The sequence below is a fragment of the Pseudoalteromonas sp. KJ63-1 genome (assembly GCF_055808145.1).
This window is the reverse complement of sequence record NZ_CM147855.1, coordinates 1,457,721-1,475,797: the sequence shown is the minus strand read 5'-3', so window position 1 is coordinate 1,475,797 and position 18,077 is coordinate 1,457,721. Positions and strand designations below refer to the sequence as shown.

Below are 18,077 nucleotides of genomic sequence, written 5' to 3'. Positions count from 1 at the left end.
ATTGCTATAGCTCCACTTTAAAGGCCTAACTTACTGCTATGTTCCGGTGAAAACCCGATATAAATACCGCAATTTTACTTTAAAACCGGTTAACTCAGGTGGACATTTACACATCACTTGCAAACCTGAGCTAAATTCGGTGCGTATTATCGCCTAATTATTACTTTTTAGCAACCGGCGCCATCATCATAACCATTTGACGGCCTTCAACACGATTTGGGAAAGATTCAACAACTGCTAATTCTTCTAAATCGGTTTTAATACGGTTTAATAATTCGATACCAATTTCTTGGTGAGCCATTTCACGACCACGGAAGCGGATAGTTATCTTAGCTTTATCGCCAGCTTCTAAGAACTTACGTAAGTTGCGTAGCTTAACCTGATAGTCACCTTCATCCGTGCCAGGACGGAATTTGATTTCTTTAATCTGGATCTGCTTTTGCTTCTTCTTCTGCTCTTTTAGTTCTTTGCTTTTTTCAAAGATGAACTTACCGTAATCCATAACCTTACAAACAGGCGGCTCAGCATTTGGACTGATCTCTACAAGATCAACACCCGCTGCATCAGCCATAGCTTGCGCGTCTTTTAATGACTGAATTCCAGCTTGTTCGCCGTCGATGTCGATTAAACGAACTTCTTGCGCTGTAATTTCTTCGTTAATACGATTTTTTTGAGCTGTTTGTTGCCCTTTCTTGCCGCCTCTAATAGTACGTTCCTCCAAGAATATCAATAATATAAGCGTGTAGCTGGCTATTTTTGCTTGCCCTACACGCTCGATTTTTACTGTCGATTTTTGATTTCTTCACTGATTTTAGCTACAAAATCATCGACATTAAATTTGCCTAGGTCTTCACCTGTGCGAGTTCGTACTGCTACTTCTTGTTGCTCAACTTCTTTGTCGCCAACAACCAATAAGTAAGGAATACGCTTAAGTGTATGTTCACGGATTTTAAAGCCAATCTTCTCATTTCTCAAGTCAGCAGCGGCTCTAATTCCAAGTTTATTTAATTTTTGTACAATTTCCTGAACATACGGTGCTTGTTTATCGGTGATATTCATAATCACCACTTGCTTAGGCGCAAGCCACGTTGGGAATAAACCAGCATATTCTTCTGTTAAAATACCGATGAAGCGCTCAATAGACCCTAATATAGCGCGGTGTATCATAACAGGCGTACGTCGTTCGTTATTTTCAGCCACATATGTTGCGCCTAAACGACCAGGTAATGCAAAGTCTAACTGCACTGTACCACACTGCCACGCTCTGTCTAAGCAATCGTACAAAGTAAATTCAATTTTAGGGCCATAAAACGCCCCTTCACCTGGTAGGTAATCAAATTCAATGTCGTTTGCTTTAAGTGCATCAGCAAGTGCAAGCTCAGCTTTATCCCATACGTCATCATCGCCAATGCGTTGTTCAGGGCGAGTAGAAAGCTTAACTACAATTTTTTCAAAACCGAATGTCTCATATGTATCATAAACCATCTTAATACACGCTGACACTTCGTCCATTACCTGTTCTTCAGTACAAAATACATGCGCATCATCCTGAGTGAAGCCACGCACACGCATTAAACCGTGAAGTGCGCCTGATGGCTCATTACGGTGACAACAACCAAACTCAGCCATACGCAGTGGTAAATCACGGTATGATTTTAGACCTTGGTTAAATATTTGTACGTGACCTGGGCAGTTCATTGGCTTAATTGCGTATTCACGCTTTTCAGATTCCGTAGTAAACATGGCTTCTGAATATTTTTCCCAGTGACCTGATTTTTCCCATAACGAACGGTCCATCATCATTGGACCTTTTACTTCTTCGTATTGGTACTCACGTAATTTTTCACGCACAAATTCTTCTAATTCACGGTAAATGCTCCAACCATCGTTGTGCCAAAATACCATGCCTGGCGCTTCTTCTTGCCAGTGCCATAAATCAAGTGCTTTACCAATACGGCGGTGATCACGTTTTTCAGCTTCTTCTAAACGCTTTAAGTACGCTTTAAGTTGTTTTTTATCGCCCCACGCTGTGCCGTAAATACGCTGCAGCATTTTATTTTCAGAATCACCACGCCAGTATGCACCTGCTACCTTCATAATTTTGAAGTTTTGACAGAATTTCATGTTAGGAACGTGTGGTCCACGACACATATCTACGTATTCTTCGTGGTGGTATAAGCCTGGACGATCATCTTGAGCAATATTTTCGTCAAGAATTTCTATTTTGTATGTTTCGCCACGCGCCGCAAACGTATCGCGTGCTTCTTGCCAGCTAACGGTTTTTTTCACTACATCGTAGTTTGTTTTTGCAAGCTGTAACATACGCTTTTCAATCGCATCAAGATCATCTTGAGATAACGAATGTTCCATATCAATATCATAGTAAAAACCGTTATCGATAGTAGGACCAATCGCCATTTTAGCGTCTGGGAAAAGTTGCTTAACTGCATGACCAATTAGGTGGGCACAAGAATGGCGAATAATTTCTAAACCATCGTCATCTTTTGCTGTAATAATTTCAAGACGAGAGTCGGCTGAAATTAAATCACATGCATCCACACGTTCGCCATTAACACGGCCGGCGATGGTTGCTTTAGCAAGACCAGGGCCAATATCGTTTGCAACATCAAGCGTGCTTACAGGGTTTTCAAAACTACGCTGACTACCGTCAGGGAGAGTAATAACTGGCATTATAAATCCTTACATACAGTGGTGACACCTACAATGTATCACGTGTATTTTTTAATTAATTAAATGAGAATGACTCGACAACGCTTTTACGAATAAGCATTGACTATTTTTCGCCCTAAAAGGCTAATGTAGATGCTGAGTCTGCTCAACTACAAAAAAGATATTGTCGCGTGCTGTAGCATTAATTACAAGTTTTAAGCTATTAAAAAACACGCATTTTTAACATAAATATGTAATTAATAACTTTTCTTCAGTTACGCCGCATCAAATTAACGTAAAGCACTATATTAAAACACTACGCAAAGTGCTTAAACTCGCATTTTAATGCGTGTTGCGTATAATAACCGGTAATTAAGTTATAGTAGAGATTAACAATGAGAACATGTGGTGTAGAAATTACCGGTAGCGATGTACTACTTTGTATTTTAAGTAAAGATAACGACGTTTTTGATATTCGTGACGTGCGCCAAACACGCTTTACCTTAGGTAACGGTAACGACACTGAAATAATGCGTAAATTTCAATTTGATTTTGCAAAACTAATGCAAGATTACCAAATTGATTCTGTTGCCATTCGCGAACGCCAGCCTAAAGGTAAATTTGCAGGTAGCGCTAAAGGGTTCAAAATGGAAACAGCTATTCAATTAATCGACAACCTCGATGTTCGCGTGTTTTCAACTACTGAAATAAAAGAGCAAGTAAAACGCAACCCAATCCCTATCGCGTTCGAAGACACTGGCCTTAAAAAATATCAAGAAAATGCATTCGTTAATGCTTACGTTTATATCATGAAAAAAACCTACCGCAGCGACGAAATGTAAATTAATTTCCCTTTTTGTAGAAACGCGTAATAGCTCAATATTACGCGTTTTTTTATGTCTAAATTTTCAAATACAAGTGTAAGACATTAGTCTAACCCTCTTCCCTTTGTCGACAATTCGTGTTTATTTAATCAACAAGCCTTGGATAGATAAAAACATGGAGAATGTCATGAAAGCGACACAAACAGTGCTAAAAGAAGTAGAACAAATAAACACTATACCGCTATCAAATAGTTATTTTAAGGGGAGTCAAAGCACACCGCTAATAGAGCAAACTATTGGAGAATACCTTGACACAATTGTCGACAATAACCCGGAGGCATTGGCAGTTGTTGTTGCCCATCAAAATATTCGCTTAAGCTATAGGGAATTTCAGCAACAGATTGATCAGCTTGCTATGGGTTTGTTGGCATTAGGGGTAAAGCCCGGTGATAGGGTCGGTATTTGGTCACCTAATAATATACAGTGGTGCTTAACTCAATTTGCAACGGCTAAAATCGGCGCAATCATGGTGTGTATTAACCCAGCTTACCGCCCAAATGAACTGCAATATGCCCTTAATAGTGTTGAATGTTCCACGCTTATTACTGCCACAGCGTTTAAGGGCAGTCACTATATTAATATGCTACAAAGCTTAGCCCCAGAGCTAGATAGCTGCCAAAAAGGGGAATTAAAAGCCGCTCAGCTTCCTTCATTAAAAAATGTAATTTGCATAGGTGATGAGCCAGTAAATGGCATGTTTTCATTTAATGAAGTACTCGCTTTACCCTCAGAAGCCCACCAGTTAGAACTTCAAGCTGTGGCTAAAACCCTCAATTGCAATCAAGACATTAATATTCAGTTTACCTCTGGCACCACAGGAAACCCTAAAGGGGCTACGCTAACGCATAAAAACATTCTTAATAATGCACTGCTTGTTGCCCAAGCAATGCATTTTACTGAACATGATAAGCTGTGTATCCCTGTACCACTTTATCATTGCTTTGGCATGGTTTTAGGCAGCTTATTGTGCGTAAGTAAAGGCGCTGCAGCTATTTATCCAAGTGATTCTTTCGATCCAAAAACCACATTAGAGGTGGTACAACAAGAAAAATGTACCGGGCTTCATGGCGTGCCTACTATGTTTATAAGCGAATTAGAGCTTAATAACTTTAGTGATTATGACTTAAGTACATTACGAACCGGCGTTATGGCAGGCTCAACCTGCCCCGAACAAGTCATGCGTAAAGTACAAACACTGATGAATATGAACCAAGTCGTTATAGCTTATGGACAAACAGAGTGTAGCCCAATCAACAATATCACTGAAACCGACTCATCAATTGAACGTCAAGTCACCACGGTAGGAAGAGCACTTGCACACACTGAAGTAAAAATTATTGATGAACTGGGTGAAATTCAAAAAATAGGCCAACCCGGTGAAGTCTGTAGCCGTGGAGCTGGCATTATGCGTTGCTATTGGAATGATGAAGAAAAAACCAAAGCCACTATCGATGATCAAGGTTGGTTACATTCAGGCGATTTAGGGGTAATGGACAGTGAAGGCTTTGTTAGTATTGTTGGCAGAATTAAAGACATGATTATTCGCGGTGGTGAAAATATATATCCCCGTGAGATTGAGGAGGTTTTATACACCTACCCAGGGATACAAGATGCGGCGATTTTTGGTATTACCGATGAAAAATTTGGCGAAGAAGTGTGTGCCTGGATCCAGCCTAAAGAAGGTGAAGTACTTGATGAGCAAGCAATTCGATTATTTTTAAAAGACAAACTCGCCTACTTTAAACAACCTAAATACATTCGCTTTGTTGAACATTACCCGATGACGGTAACCGGCAAATTGCAAAAATTTAAAATGCGCGAACAAATGCAAGAAGAGCTCGCCGAATCTGCATTTTCGTAATAATTAACGGCTACTTTATTACAATGCAACGATTAAACGTTGCATTGTATTTTAAATATAAATTACCAACCTAAGGCTCAGCAACATTAGAAGATGCGTATTTCGAATTTTAAACTCTCTATTTTCTTTCGCACCTAGTGATATGGAGCAGAATAAACAACAAAGTCCAGTGTAATAAACATTCTAGCTTGCTTAAATGTGTAAAATCTAAATGTTGAGCTTCTTTTTATTTGAAGCGCTTCTAACTTTATTTGCAATAGGCCTTTCAAACAATACGTACGATAGATGCGCAAAAAAAACACTCAGACTTAGTGATAGCAACAGTTTAAGTTCAATATTTAAATTAAACTCATTCACCATTCCAATAATAGGCATATGTAATAAATAAAATGAGTAAGACACTTTACCTAAAAAGTCACCAACCTTATTTGCTAAAAAAATATTGTTGTCTGGGATTAAAAAAACAACACAAAAGAATACTGTACTCATAACAAATAGAACTTCATAACTAAGCCACATTCTTTTCTTGTCTCCCTCGTTAATAGGTGAAAACTCAGGATACAATAAAGGTATTAAACACAAAGCTAATATAAACCAGTTGCTCTTCATATAACTCGGCACTTTAAATAATTTGTAATGCAAACCAAATATAACGCCAATAAAAAAGTACGGTAACGTTCTTAAAGTACTAAATATGTTGTAATGAATACTTTTAATTTCACCAAATACTCTTGGGAAGTCAGCCAAGTACCAAAACATCATAAAAGTCACAATTAGCAAATATATATACCCTTTTCTATCGCCTGCTAAAAACCAAAAAACGAGTAAGATTATATAAAATTGTATTTCTGGTGGAATTGTCCAAAGTACGCTTTCACCATGCATGAACAAAAGGTGACCTATTAGCGAATTAAGATCAGTTATGTTGTATAAAATGTCATAATTATTTTGAGTTAATAAGTAAGAGCTAAAAACAATTACAAGGTACAGAGGTAAAACTCGTCCGGCTCTAGCTAATACGTATCGTTTAATGTTCGCTCTGCTAAATTTGGTATCTAAATAGAGAAATGACATTAAAAACCCACTAAGAAGGAAAAATAACATTACGCCATAGGCTCCTGAACCGCCGCCTAGGGAACCATTTAACCAATGAGTAATATCTGAAAAGTGGGTAACAAATACAATAAGGGCAGCTAAAGCTCTTAGAGAATTTAATTTTCTAATTTCCATGAAGTTGATGTAATCCTTAGCTTATTATTTTTTAAAATTGTTTAAATTGAATTATCGGCTATGTGAACTTAGGCTTATACGATACTACTGAAGCTTTTTACGTTTGAGCCACGCTTTAACGGGTACTATCCATTCTTTTCTCGGTGTGAAAAAAGCGCCATGTTCTTTACCCGTTGAAATAGATATTTCTGTGTAAGAACTAACAGTATCAATACTCCTAGCAACGACATCGTCACATGAACCAACAGAGTCAGAAGTTTCATAGACTGAAAATAAATGACCATAAATAGCTATTTCTGCTTTTTTAGCTAATCCACTGGTACAAGCTGCTAAGATAACAACGTTAATATCCATGTTTTTTAAATGGCTCGATGTAATTGCCGAAATAAACCCGCCGCGAGAAAAGCCAACTAGCGAAATATTGCTCGCAGGTACGCCATTTTTTAGTAATTTAGTTACTTGTTTAGATAGCTGTTGAGCGTAGTTAAAAGGGTGAGTCTTAGCTGGCCGATGAGTAGCAATTAAATAATAGCTTGAGTCGGCAAGTTCCTGTTTAATCGCTGGAAAGTTATATTGCCCCCAACGCTCATGGGTAGGTGTGGGATCTGTACCCTCTACAATTAATCCGTGAGAATAAAAAACATAGTGATCTGATGGATTTACTTTGTCTGGGAGGCTCTCATATACTTTGCCACCATAGCTAAATGAACTAAAAAGGAAAGTAAAAATAATAAACAGCTGTTTTTGAAACATCTCATACCTTTATAATTTAATAAGCATTTGAAATATAAGTAATTACCTTGCAACTTTAGCACCAAGTACTAAACTCGGATCAACTCTTTGGTTGTCTTTAATTACTTCAAAGTGCAGGTGAACCCCTGTCGTTTTACCTGTATCACCAATGATACCGATAACCTGCCCTGCTTTAACCCAAGAGCCGACTTTAGCGTCACTCGATTCTAGGTGCGCATATAACGTTTGATAGCCACTTTTATGTTGAATTAATACAGTATTCCCATAGTTCGAATGCAAGGTTTTGTTACCTGAAACAACTATGATTCCATCTGCAGCAGACAGCACAGGGCTTCCTCTTTGAGCAACATAGTCTATACCTCTATGCGGTTTATAATCTCTGACCTTGCTTATGCTACGAAATGTTGAGCTGATCGTATGGCTATTTAGTGGATGTTGCCAAGTGAGCTTCCCTGTCATTGCGGGGTCTTTTAAAAATGTATGCAGACTAAAAATAACCAGTATCATTAAGGAGAACTTAAAAGTTAAAGCAAGTTTGCTTTTACTCGATGGCGAAGCAATGTTTGAAAGCCTCGCTTTGTAATCATCAGCACAAAGCACAGCAGAACTAAATTGAGCGACTGGATTGTTGTTACCAAATTGAATGCTCTTTTTTAATGATTGCAGCAGTGCCTTAGCATAATCATGTTTGTTGAGATTAAAGCGACATATTGTATGTCTATCACACCTATGCTCCATAGCGCGAATAAACTGCCATTCCATCTTTTTAACAAATGGGTTTATCCATAAAACGATGCATAAGACCCTCCATAAAAGAATCGTAATATGATCTTTGTTTGTAATATGGGTTAGCTCGTGCTGAATCAAAATGCTTTGCTGATCTTTATTTAAGGATGAAAAATAATGAGGTAGTACAACATAGGGTGTTGTTATACCAATGACAAAAGGGCTGTGGTTTTGCGAGGAAATGACAATCTCCACCTTACTAGTCGACAGCTCATTTATTAATTCAGAAGATCTCGTTAAGCTTTTGAGTTTCTGCCATACAAGCAATAATTTAACGAGTTTTAAGCTGGTAAAACCAAAGTAACCAGCAATTAGCGCTGTTGCGACTAAATCCATCTTCTGCAAACTTACATGGGTGATACTGGCTTGCTTTACTATTTGTGCATTTTCCAAACTAGAGCTTATATAATCCAAATCAGGGATAGGTATATTAATAGTGCCAAGAGATAAAGGAATAAAAGGTAAAAAGCTGGCTAAAAGCGCAGACCACCAAATACTTGGCGAGGTATTATCGTGCTTGGTTATATAAGATGAGCAAACATAAACAAGCCCAGAAAATATAAGCCAAGGAAAAATACTATTTACAATGAATTGAATAATGAAAGAGTCCACTACTTTTGTTTTTCATCCTTTGAAAGTTGATTTAACAATTCCTCTAATTCATCGACTTCAGCTTTATTTATTAAACGGCTATCAGCGAACATAGTGACAGGGAGTGGTTCATCTAACTCTAAGACATTGGTTGCGAATTCCTGCATATAAGATGCTAGCGTCGGTATTTTCTCAATTAATGCTTTAAAGGTTTTTTTGTTGCCAGAGGAGCCCACCTCTAAAATTCCTTTATTGCCCATTCTTTCTAAGGTTTTACGTGTAGATGAGTATGACCAGCCATACTTTGATTCTAAGTGTTCATGAATTTCTTTGGCTGTACGTGGCTGTTTTTTCCAAAGTAATTTTAGGATTTCTAACTCTGTTGAATTGGGTTTCATATAAACACTCAAGAGATGTGACTTGTGTCGCACTTTAACATCCTGTATGTTAAAACGCAACACCGTGACATGTGTCGCACTTTGAGTTTGAAACTGGATAAAAAGTTGGATGAACATCAAGTTACTGTTTATCAATCTAAAATGTTTCAACTTTAACATTATCGATAGCAAAGGATTTAGCCAAAATGAAACCGACTACTTTTTTGACAATATTCAGTTTAAATTTTTCCTCCTCGTGTTTTGTAAAATACTTAGCTTTAATTTTTATGCTCAATATAATTTGCAGCAATCTTGCACTAGCTGAAGGCCATCGTTTTGAAATTGCTAACAGTAAAGTAGTAACAATTAAATCCACAGTGCTGGGTAAAAAATACGATTTATATATAAAAGTACCTCGTAGTTATTTCTTAGTAGAGAATAAATCTAAAAAATACCCTGTACTTTACTTAAATGATGGACCTTATACTTTTAAAGTAGCTGCTGGTGTCACTCATGTACGAGACATGGATAAAGTCATTATTGTGGGTATTTCATTTGCTCACGGAGAAGACGGTCAATTTAGTCGAGTTAGAGATTTAACACCTGTCGTTGATCAGAGCTGGACAAAATACACCACAGGTGGAGCAACTGAATACTTAGCATTTATTGAAAAAGAAATCTTTCAGTACATTGAGCACAATTACCGAGTTAACACTGAACAAAGAATATTGTCTGGGCAATCATTGGGGGGATCTTTTGCCGCTTGGGTACTGTTGACCAAGCCTGAGTTGTTTTCTACTTATATCTTAACCAGCCCTTCACTCTGGTTTAAGAATAATTGGATATTTGAGTTAGAAAATAGATATGCCCAGAAAAACACATCCCTGCAGGCCAATGTATTTATAGCAACTGGCGCATTAGAAACGTTAGAAAATGGCATGAAAGAAGATATGGTCGCAGGTCATGTGAAGTTTGCGCATCGATTGCGCTCACGTAATTACCAAAAATTAAAGCTAGAAGAGGAAGTTGTTGAAGGAAGCGATCATTACTCGACCTTTCCTATTGGGCTATCAAAAGGATTGGTAAAATTTTACCAATTACAGAAATAATCGCTAGTACTTACCTATCAAATAAACTCCAAATTTATTAGTTGGCATTATCAGTTAGATATGAGGTGAATAAAATCTAAAGACAGTCACTTTATTTATCTGTTAAAACTGTACCAAATTTAAAATACAAGTCCGCTTTTACATATTGAATTTTTAGAATGGGTGCCAGCTTAAGCTAACGTAAACAATTAGAGGATGTTGGCAAACCTAAAAAATGGCTATCATTGCTTGTATTAGAAATGCTGGTGATCTTAAATTTAGTGCTAACAGACGATAAAAAATGACAAGCGGCCGTTGCTTAAAAATAGCTATTAATGCCATCGTCTCTTTTTAAAAAAGCTTTTATATTTGCCCTGGCGTAATACATGCAAAAGTACGAAATTCCCGTGTCATATGAGCCTGATCACTAAATCCAAATTGGTGAGCAACATCCGCTAAGTTTGCTTTTTTGTGTGTTCGTAAAAAGCGGGTTGTTTTTTTAACCCTTAAAATGCGCTGATAATGTTTGGGTGTCATTTCTAGCCAAAGTTTAAAAATACGCTCAATTTGCCGTTGGCTCAAATCAATACTTGCACTGAGTTGCCCCGGCGTTTCGTCCTGATCGATATGCATGAGTGCTTTCTTCAGAGGGTCTGGAATTACTTTGGTAAAATCAAGGTTTTTATCTGCCCAGCGGTGCAGAGTTTCAATTCGCCTTTCAATGTCTTTTTGAACTCGGAGATCATTATAAACCCCATAAAGGTTATAAAGCTGGCCTTCTTCTGGCAATAATAGCGTTGGCTTGTCGTAATGCTGTCCCAAAACACCATAGCAAATGGCTGGATGGAAACGAATGCCTGAGAGTTGCGCTCCAGATTGCATAACAATATTCTCAGTCTGTTTATTTATCCCAAGCATAATGACACCTTCCGGCAGAGTTTCATTGCCAATCATCACGTCACCAACAAGATTAAAAATAATGCCGCTGCCTGCATCAGAATACAACGGCTTTACTATCGGAAGGGGGTGCTGTACAGATACTGACCATACCCCCTGCACAAACGCAGACAGCTGCCCTGATGGTTGAGACAACTGAAAATTAAATGCCTGTTCAAATAATTTATTACGGTTTATAGCTGCCTACCTCTGGCATAAACGTCTTAGCAATTCGATTCCAGCTATTGATAGCATTAATCGCAATGGTCAAATCCACTACAGCTTTTTCACCTAATACTTCTACCGTATTCTTATAGAACTCTTCGTCTACGGGGTTAGCTAGGGTCAAATATTCAGCCCAATCGAGCGCAGCTAGTTCTGTCTTAGAATATAAAGGCATCTTACGCCATGCACTTAAGCCAATAATACGTTCATGAGTTTCCCCATGACTCAATGCGTCTTTGCTGTGCATATCAATACAAAAAGCACACTGATTCATCTGCGACACTCTTAGTTTAATCAATTCCCAGATCGGGATTGTTACTGTTTCTGAAATACTAAATTGCTTACGCAGATAGTCTTCTTGGTTCATCAGAATCTGTATTGCTTTAGGTGCTAGCTCAAAATAATTTGCACGAAAAAACATATCTCACCTCCTTAAATGTAGTTGGAGCTAAGATAGCTTTTGTCTCAATATAGGTATTGAATATTTTCGACACGTATTCATTTTAAATTTAAGCTGGGGTTGGATTAGGCCTTTTAACGTCATATTAAGCGCACTAAACAGTGGTTTCAATATGTAATGGTTCAGAGCCTAACCAACTGTTTTAGAAAAATTAAAATGGATTTTATATAAAGTTAAGCACCTAAATAGTAGAGTCATTATTATTTATAACATCGTTTTTGAGTGCCAAAACTGCGACAAATATTAAACCTAATAGTGGTATAAATGACAATAAAAAACCAATAAAGGTTGTTGTTTTAACATTTTGGGTTTTACGTTTACCGAGATAAAAGCTTAAACCAGTTATTACGATCATTGATATAAAAATAAATAGGCCGAGAATTGTTGCATTGATATTCATACGAAATTCCTTTTTGCATGTCACAGCTTTATTTGAGGACAGTTTCTCTATTTTCACGAAAAACATCTTCATTTTATGAACTTATATTAATAACAAATAGTGTAAGCTATTGCTAGTTATAAATATTATGCTTTTTGTAGATTATTTGAATATGTAGAAATAACGAAAGTGCCCTTTTAATATAACTTAGCTAATGACACCTCACTTCAATAACTATCTTTCGCTCATACCTGCCTGTTCGTTCAACACTTATTAAATGTCACTATCAAACAGGTATAAGCTACTAAAAATTATATATTAACCGAGCTGTTACACTACACCTTGTTCAATCATTGCATCGGCTACACGTCTAAATCCAGCGATGTTAGCGCCTAAAAGTAGGTTACCGGGTTGATCAAACTCTTTTGCAGTGTCGTTGGCTGTTGTGAATATATCTTTCATTATTTGTTTAAGTTTTTCATCTACTTGCTCAAACGTCCAGCTTTGCATACTGGCATTTTGTGCCATTTCTAATTGGCTGGTTGCTACCCCACCGGCATTCGCTGCTTTGCCAGGCCCATAAGCTATTTTTGCTTCAATAAAGCAATCAATCGCTTCTTTGGTTGAGGGCATATTCGCCCCTTCACTGACTAAAATACAACCATTTTCAAGTAGTGCTTTTGCATCCGCTTGAGTTAATTCATTTTGTGTAGCACAAGGAAAAGCCGCATCCGCACTGTAACGCCATACAGCATGACCATCCTGAGGGTACTCATCGCGTGGCGTATACTTTGCCTGAGAGTGAGTATCTAGGTAGTCACTCAGGCATCCTCGTGAGTGCTCTTTTAATTGCTTAATAAGTTTTAAATCAATACCACTCTCATCGTACAAAGTGCCTTTTGAGTCACTACAGGCAATAGGCGTGGCCCCTAATTGATATAATTTTTCCATAGCATAAATAGCCACATTGCCAGAGCCTGAAATTAAACAGCGTTTTCCTGATAAGCTGTCATCACGATCTTCAAGCATATAGTTAGCAAAATACACTGCGCCATAACCCGTTGCTTCTTTGCGAGCAAGCGATCCGCCCCAAAGTAAACTTTTACCGGTTAGTATGCCTTCATAGCGACCTGTTAAGCGTTTGTATTGGCCAAACATATAACCAATTTCTCTCGCCCCTACGCCAATATCCCCCGCAGGTACATCGGTTGTAGGACCAATATGACGATATAACTCGGTCATAAACGATTGGCAAAAGCGCATTATCTCGCCATCAGAGCGTCCTTTAGGATCAAAATTAGCGCCTCCTTTGCCACCACCTATAGGCAAACCAGTTAGTGCATTTTTAAAAATTTGTTCAAACCCTAAAAACTTTATAATGCTGGCATTCACACTTGGATGAAAACGTAAGCCGCCTTTATATGGCCCCAACGCCGAATTAAATTCGATACGGTAGCCTTTATTGACTTGAATATTGCCCTCGTCATCAACCCAAGACACACGAAACATTAACTGGCGCTCTGGCTCTACCATTCTTTGAATAATTGCTTGTTGTTGGTAATGACTGGTTTGCGCAAATATAGGCTCTAGTGAGTCTAGCACTTCTTCTACAGCTTGATAAAACTCACATTGCGCAGGACTACTTTGCTTTAATTGCGAAATAGTTTTGTGTATATAATCCATATTTACTCTTCCATGTAGGTATTTTTAAATTCGAAACAGGAAAAATGATCAATGTTATTATTTAGTGGAGAAATTAATTATGCGATCATTATTTTTACACTTTAACATCATAGATAAACTGGATGCACGTGTTTGATGTTGAATTAAATTGTTGTTTCTTTTGTATAAAAACCCATTAAAAAAAGAATTTGTATGCTAAAGAATGCCAGTTTGAATGAATAACACGTTAAAAGTATTAAAAAATAGTAAAACAAAATACGACTCTACGTTTTTACGAGAGCGACAACATAAAATGCTTTATAAGACTGAAGTTGTAGAAGGATAAGACTAATAATAGCGTGGGTTTTAGTGAGTTAGTTTAAGAGGTTTAAATGGAGATTGCTTACCAACCTCCATAAAATACATTAAGCTTTATCGCCATCTGGGCGAAAAGTACGCTGCACACCAGTTAAAAATAGACGTAAAACTTGATCGTTACACACACGGTAATGTTTGTTTTCAACTTTACGTGAAAATGCACTGAGTTCATGCTTACTTAAATCAAAATCAACCAAGGCGAGTGTTGCAATTACGTCCTCTGCTTTCATATTTAAAGCAATACGTAATTTCATAAAAATAATATTATTGTTTAATTTAGTTTCTGGAATTGGCTGCTCACCGTCACGCTTACCGCGCTTGGTATTTATAAAGCCATTTAAAAATACCGCAAATTCGGTGTCACTTATTGGGGTGTAACCTTGCTCGCCCTCTTTAGTTAACCATGCAATCACCTGCTCTGTGCTGACGCTGTGCTCTGCAGCGGCGAACACGTCAACCATTGCTGAATCGGTTAAATCAAAGGTGTAGCGAATACGGCGTAAAATATCGTTATTTGTCAAAGTAAATCCCAGGTAAAATAAGTGCCCAGCAAAAAAAGCTGTTTAATAGCGGCGCAGTTTATCAGAGTTACACTTAGCGCCCTATTAAATACTGTGTTTAATTACCCAATACTTTTGCCGGATCAACACGTGTTGCTTGCCATGCTGGATACAGCGTCGCCAATATTGCAAGCACAAAGGTGGCAATAACGGTTAACACTATATCTTGCCAAACTAATTTACTCGGTAAGAATTCGATAAAATACACACCTTCTAGCGGATTTTCACCCAGCAATAAACTTAGCCAAGTAAACAGCTCACTAATATTGATTGCTAGAATGACCCCAATAATAGAGCCTAAAACAACGCCAACAAATGCTTGAGTTAAGCCTTGCATTACAAAAGTAGCCAATATAGTACTGTCTTTGGCACCCATGGTTTTTAAAATGGCAATATTGCCTTCTTTTTCGCGCACTTCCATCACTAATGACGAAACAATGTTAAAACTGGCGACTGCAATAATTAAAAACACCACAATATAAACAATTGTACGCACCATTTGAATGTCTTGATACAAGCTGCCTTGGGTTCTAAACCAACTCGATATATACACATAATCAGTAACAGTTTGCCCTACTCTCAGCGCTATTTGGTGCGCTGCAAACACATCATCAACTCGTAAACGTAAGCCGGTTACTTGGCTTTGATCGTAGCCTAAGGTTTGTTGGGCTTTGTTAAGGTGAATAAACGCGGCACTGCTATCGATAGGCCCACCCATTTCTATAATGCCTGCGAGAGTCAGTGTGACCCGTTTTGGCGCAAGTAATGATTGCCCTTTTTCACTAATTTGGGGGATCAGCAAAGTGACATTGTCGCCTATTGATAAGTTAAGTTGAGAGACAATTTGCTTGCCTAAAATAACATCCTCAAGTGCTAGCTGACTAACCAGCTTACCTTGTGTAAATTGGTTAACCGCTGATACGTCACTTTCTAGCGAAGGCTCAACACCCCGTATTTCAACTGCTTTTAATTGGCTTTTAAATTGCGCCATTCCATTTACTGCTATAAATGGAGCTGCCCCTGTGACTTGTGGTTGCTGTTTTAATTTTTCGACTTTGCTGGGCCAATCAGCAATCGGCCTGCTTGGTGCTACATATTCAACTTGTGGCACGACACTCAATAAACGATGCACTAATTGTTGTTCAAAACCATTGATCACCGATAACGCCACAATCAACACGGCAACACCAAGTAAAATACCGATAGTGGATGCCTTGGCAATAAAACTAACAAACGCGTTTTTTTCATCTCTATGGCCTGAATAGGCTCTAAAACGCTTACTTATAAAGGCACTAAGCAACATGGCTCGACTCTTTTATCGTTAATTTACCATCATCTAAATACGCTATTTTACCCAGTTTGTCGGCAAGCTCTAAATCATGAGTCACCACCACAAAACTGGTGTTTAAACTTTTATTCAGCTGATTAATTAAATCGTAAATTTTAATCGCGTTTTGCTTATCTAAATTACCCGTTGGCTCATCAGCAAGCACCAGTGCAGGCTCAGTTACTAAAGCACGCGCTATGGCAACACGTTGGCGTTCGCCACCAGAAAGTGCCGACGGTTTATGGCTACTTCTGTGGGCAAGGCCGACTTTATCAAGCATGTCGAGTGCTTTTATATTCGCTTCTTTGGCACTCAAGCCTTTTATTAACAGTGGCATAGCAACATTTTCAACTGCACTAAATTCCATTAATAAATGATGAAATTGGTAAATAAAGCCTAAGTTTTGATTTCTAAACGCGGCTTGTTGGCTGCGAGACAGTTTAGCCACATCTTGATTTTTTATTTTTGCACTGCCAGAACTGGCGGTATCTAAGGTACCTAAAATATGCAATAAGGTACTTTTACCTGAGCCTGAGCTACCAACAATAGCTAGCATTTCACCTTGGGTTAGGGCTAAATCAACCCCTTTTAATACCTCAACTTGGTTTTGCCCGTCTTGGTAGGCTTTACTTATTTGTTCACAACTAATTACTAAATCATTCATAACGTAATACCTCTGCTGGGTTTACTTTGGCGGCCTGACGCGCGGGATATAAAGTCGCTAAAAAGCTCATGGCTAAGCTTAAAACAGCAATCACACTTAAGCTAAGCACATCAAATTTGACCGGCAGTAAAATCCCCGATAATAAATTTAAACCAACCAACGCCAGCAGTTCATTAATATATAAGCTAAATAAAATACCTAAAAAAGCACCTACTGCCGTACCAATCACTCCGTTATATAAACCTTGAACCATAAATACAGTTTGTACTTGGCTTGGCGTTAGCCCAAGAGTTTGCAATATGGCGACTTCGCTTTGTTTTTCACTCACCATCATGGTGAGCGCAGACACAATGTTAAACACCGCCACCAGCACGATTAAGCCAAGGAGCATAGACATAATGCGTTTCTCCATCGCGACAGCGGCAAATAAAGTGCCTTGGCTACTGCGCCAATCGGAGTAGCTAAAATTCTTGAGGATAAGTTGGCTGTCTTGAATAAATTCATTAAGTGCAAATGGCTCATGCAGTGACACGCTTAAATTAGGAGGTGTAGAGCTACTTTGCTTTAATACTCGTTGCAATGACACACCACTGGTAAATGCCAGTCCCATGTCAATTTCAGATCCGGTTTCGTAAATAGCAGCAATTTTGAATAAACGCTGACTAGGAACACGGCCAAGGGGTGTATAAGTAGATGCATTAGGCATAATAACGCGCAGTTTATCGCCTAAGCCAACGCCGAGTTTACGGCTTAAATAGCGGCTAATGGCAATGTGATAATTATTATTTAATACGCTTTGCCAATTACCCTGCACTACTTTGTCAGTGATTTTATAAAGCGAGTCATTATTATCATAGAGCCCTTGCAGTAACACACCATGCAGGTCTTTATTGGTTTGCAGTATGGCTTCACCGTGGCGATATAAACTAACATGTTCAACATATGGTGATTGTTCAAGATCAGCTTTAAGGGTGTTCATCTGCGCTTTAGAGTGTTGTTTGGCCTGCACTTCAACGTGTGGAATGAGCCCGAGCATATTTGTTTTCAAGCTGCTTTCAAAGCCGTTCATGACACTACTTACTGTAAAGAGCGCCATTAAACCAATCGCTATACCTGCAATAGAAAAAAAGAAATAAACGAAATAAACGCATTGCCTTTAGAAGAGCGACTATATCTAAGTCCGATAAACAGGCTAACAGGTTGAAACATATTAATTAAAACATTAATGCTAAAAGTGTGGCTTTAT

The 18,077-nt window shown here is 38.2% G+C and carries 16 protein-coding genes and 1 pseudogene; 3 read left to right on the top strand and 14 right to left on the bottom strand.

What is annotated here, in order from left to right:
- Positions 1-160 precede the first annotated feature (160 nt).
- Positions 161-721: a translation initiation factor IF-3 gene (infC, locus tag AC0L7Q_RS06865; RefSeq protein ID WP_008466946.1), complete on the bottom strand. Its 561-nt coding sequence runs from the start codon at positions 719-721 to the stop codon at positions 161-163.
- Positions 722-780: 59 nt separating this feature from the next.
- Positions 781-2,691 (bottom strand): threonine--tRNA ligase, encoded by a 1,911-nt coding sequence (thrS, locus tag AC0L7Q_RS06860; protein WP_413401902.1) that lies wholly within the window; start codon positions 2,689-2,691, stop codon positions 781-783.
- Between the two features lie 374 nt (positions 2,692-3,065).
- Here thrS and AC0L7Q_RS06855 point away from each other — a divergent pair, with 374 nt between their 5' ends.
- Together AC0L7Q_RS06855 and AC0L7Q_RS06850 are read left to right on the top strand one after the other, a co-directional pair.
- A complete protein-coding gene (locus AC0L7Q_RS06855) occupies positions 3,066-3,512 on the top strand; it encodes a DUF3010 family protein (protein ID WP_010389888.1) in 447 nt (148 codons plus the stop codon).
- A gap of 169 nt (positions 3,513-3,681) precedes the next feature.
- Positions 3,682-5,415, top strand: coding sequence for an AMP-binding protein (locus AC0L7Q_RS06850; RefSeq protein WP_413401900.1), 1,734 nt, complete (start codon positions 3,682-3,684; stop codon positions 5,413-5,415).
- A gap of 207 nt (positions 5,416-5,622) precedes the next feature.
- Here the strand turns inward: AC0L7Q_RS06850 and AC0L7Q_RS06845 are convergent, their stop codons facing one another.
- The 4 genes from AC0L7Q_RS06845 to AC0L7Q_RS06830 all read right to left on the bottom strand — a co-directional run bounded on the left by AC0L7Q_RS06845 (position 5,623) and on the right by AC0L7Q_RS06830 (position 9,173).
- Positions 5,623-6,645, bottom strand: a complete 1,023-nt coding sequence (locus AC0L7Q_RS06845) for an acyltransferase family protein (protein WP_409425341.1) — start codon at positions 6,643-6,645, stop codon at positions 5,623-5,625.
- An 84-nt stretch (positions 6,646-6,729) separates the two neighbouring features.
- Entirely contained in the window at positions 6,730-7,398 is a 669-nt protein-coding gene (locus tag AC0L7Q_RS06840; protein ID WP_409425340.1) for an alpha/beta hydrolase, read from the bottom strand.
- A gap of 42 nt (positions 7,399-7,440) precedes the next feature.
- Complete coding sequence (locus AC0L7Q_RS06835; RefSeq protein WP_409425339.1) at positions 7,441-8,796, bottom strand: peptidoglycan DD-metalloendopeptidase family protein; 1,356 nt, start codon at positions 8,794-8,796, stop codon at positions 7,441-7,443.
- Positions 8,796-9,173: a BlaI/MecI/CopY family transcriptional regulator gene (locus tag AC0L7Q_RS06830; RefSeq protein ID WP_138608539.1), complete on the bottom strand. Its 378-nt coding sequence runs from the start codon at positions 9,171-9,173 to the stop codon at positions 8,796-8,798. Before AC0L7Q_RS06830 ends, AC0L7Q_RS06835 begins: the two co-directional genes overlap by 1 nt.
- Positions 9,174-9,358: 185 nt before the next feature.
- Between AC0L7Q_RS06830 and AC0L7Q_RS06825 the strand changes: the two genes are divergently transcribed.
- Entirely contained in the window at positions 9,359-10,261 is a 903-nt protein-coding gene (locus AC0L7Q_RS06825; RefSeq protein WP_409425338.1) for an alpha/beta hydrolase, read from the top strand.
- 342 nt (positions 10,262-10,603) lie between these two features.
- Here the strand turns inward: AC0L7Q_RS06825 and AC0L7Q_RS06820 are convergent, their stop codons facing one another.
- The 8 genes and pseudogenes from AC0L7Q_RS06820 to AC0L7Q_RS06785 form a co-directional block, all read right to left on the bottom strand.
- Positions 10,604-11,332 (bottom strand): AraC family transcriptional regulator, encoded by a 729-nt coding sequence (locus AC0L7Q_RS06820; RefSeq protein ID WP_409425337.1) that lies wholly within the window; start codon positions 11,330-11,332, stop codon positions 10,604-10,606.
- A 31-nt stretch (positions 11,333-11,363) separates the two neighbouring features.
- The gene (locus tag AC0L7Q_RS06815) at positions 11,364-11,822 is read right to left on the bottom strand and encodes a carboxymuconolactone decarboxylase family protein (RefSeq protein ID WP_409425336.1); all 459 of its coding nucleotides are present in this window, start codon (positions 11,820-11,822) and stop codon (positions 11,364-11,366) included.
- 220 nt (positions 11,823-12,042) lie between these two features.
- Positions 12,043-12,261 (bottom strand): hypothetical protein, encoded by a 219-nt coding sequence (locus AC0L7Q_RS06810; protein WP_409425335.1) that lies wholly within the window; start codon positions 12,259-12,261, stop codon positions 12,043-12,045.
- 309 nt (positions 12,262-12,570) lie between these two features.
- Complete coding sequence (gene gdhA / locus AC0L7Q_RS06805; RefSeq protein ID WP_409425334.1) at positions 12,571-13,923, bottom strand: NADP-specific glutamate dehydrogenase; 1,353 nt, start codon at positions 13,921-13,923, stop codon at positions 12,571-12,573.
- 404 nt (positions 13,924-14,327) lie between these two features.
- A complete protein-coding gene (locus AC0L7Q_RS06800) occupies positions 14,328-14,801 on the bottom strand; it encodes a YehS family protein (RefSeq protein WP_198523111.1) in 474 nt (157 codons plus the stop codon).
- A gap of 97 nt (positions 14,802-14,898) precedes the next feature.
- Positions 14,899-16,143, bottom strand: coding sequence for a lipoprotein-releasing ABC transporter permease subunit (locus AC0L7Q_RS06795; protein ID WP_413401896.1), 1,245 nt, complete (start codon positions 16,141-16,143; stop codon positions 14,899-14,901).
- Positions 16,133-16,831, bottom strand: a complete 699-nt coding sequence (lolD, locus tag AC0L7Q_RS06790; protein WP_076920258.1) for a lipoprotein-releasing ABC transporter ATP-binding protein LolD — start codon at positions 16,829-16,831, stop codon at positions 16,133-16,135. The genes AC0L7Q_RS06795 and lolD overlap by 11 nt, the downstream gene beginning before the upstream one ends.
- A pseudogene (locus AC0L7Q_RS06785) lies at positions 16,824-18,040 on the bottom strand (lipoprotein-releasing ABC transporter permease subunit). The gene lolD and the pseudogene AC0L7Q_RS06785 overlap by 8 nt, the downstream one beginning before the upstream one ends.
- Between the last annotated feature and the right edge of the window lie 37 nt (positions 18,041-18,077).

Bases quoted from the DNA above. Each gene is read 5' to 3' on its own strand.
- thrS (WP_413401902.1), bottom strand. From the start codon at position 2,691: ATGCCAGTTATTACTCTCCCTGACGGTAGTCAGCGTAGTTTTGAAAAC.
- AC0L7Q_RS06855 (WP_010389888.1), top strand. From the start codon at position 3,066: ATGAGAACATGTGGTGTAGAAATTACCGGTAGCGATGTACTACTTTGT.
- AC0L7Q_RS06850 (WP_413401900.1), top strand. From the start codon at position 3,682: ATGAAAGCGACACAAACAGTGCTAAAAGAAGTAGAACAAATAAACACT.
- AC0L7Q_RS06845 (WP_409425341.1), bottom strand. From the start codon at position 6,645: ATGGAAATTAGAAAATTAAATTCTCTAAGAGCTTTAGCTGCCCTTATT.
- AC0L7Q_RS06840 (WP_409425340.1), bottom strand. From the start codon at position 7,398: ATGTTTCAAAAACAGCTGTTTATTATTTTTACTTTCCTTTTTAGTTCA.
- AC0L7Q_RS06830 (WP_138608539.1), bottom strand. From the start codon at position 9,173: ATGAAACCCAATTCAACAGAGTTAGAAATCCTAAAATTACTTTGGAAA.
- AC0L7Q_RS06825 (WP_409425338.1), top strand. From the start codon at position 9,359: ATGAAACCGACTACTTTTTTGACAATATTCAGTTTAAATTTTTCCTCC.
- AC0L7Q_RS06815 (WP_409425336.1), bottom strand. From the start codon at position 11,822: ATGTTTTTTCGTGCAAATTATTTTGAGCTAGCACCTAAAGCAATACAG.
- AC0L7Q_RS06810 (WP_409425335.1), bottom strand. From the start codon at position 12,261: ATGAATATCAATGCAACAATTCTCGGCCTATTTATTTTTATATCAATG.
- gdhA (WP_409425334.1), bottom strand. From the start codon at position 13,923: ATGGATTATATACACAAAACTATTTCGCAATTAAAGCAAAGTAGTCCT.
- AC0L7Q_RS06795 (WP_413401896.1), bottom strand. From the start codon at position 16,143: ATGTTGCTTAGTGCCTTTATAAGTAAGCGTTTTAGAGCCTATTCAGGC.
- lolD (WP_076920258.1), bottom strand. From the start codon at position 16,831: ATGAATGATTTAGTAATTAGTTGTGAACAAATAAGTAAAGCCTACCAA.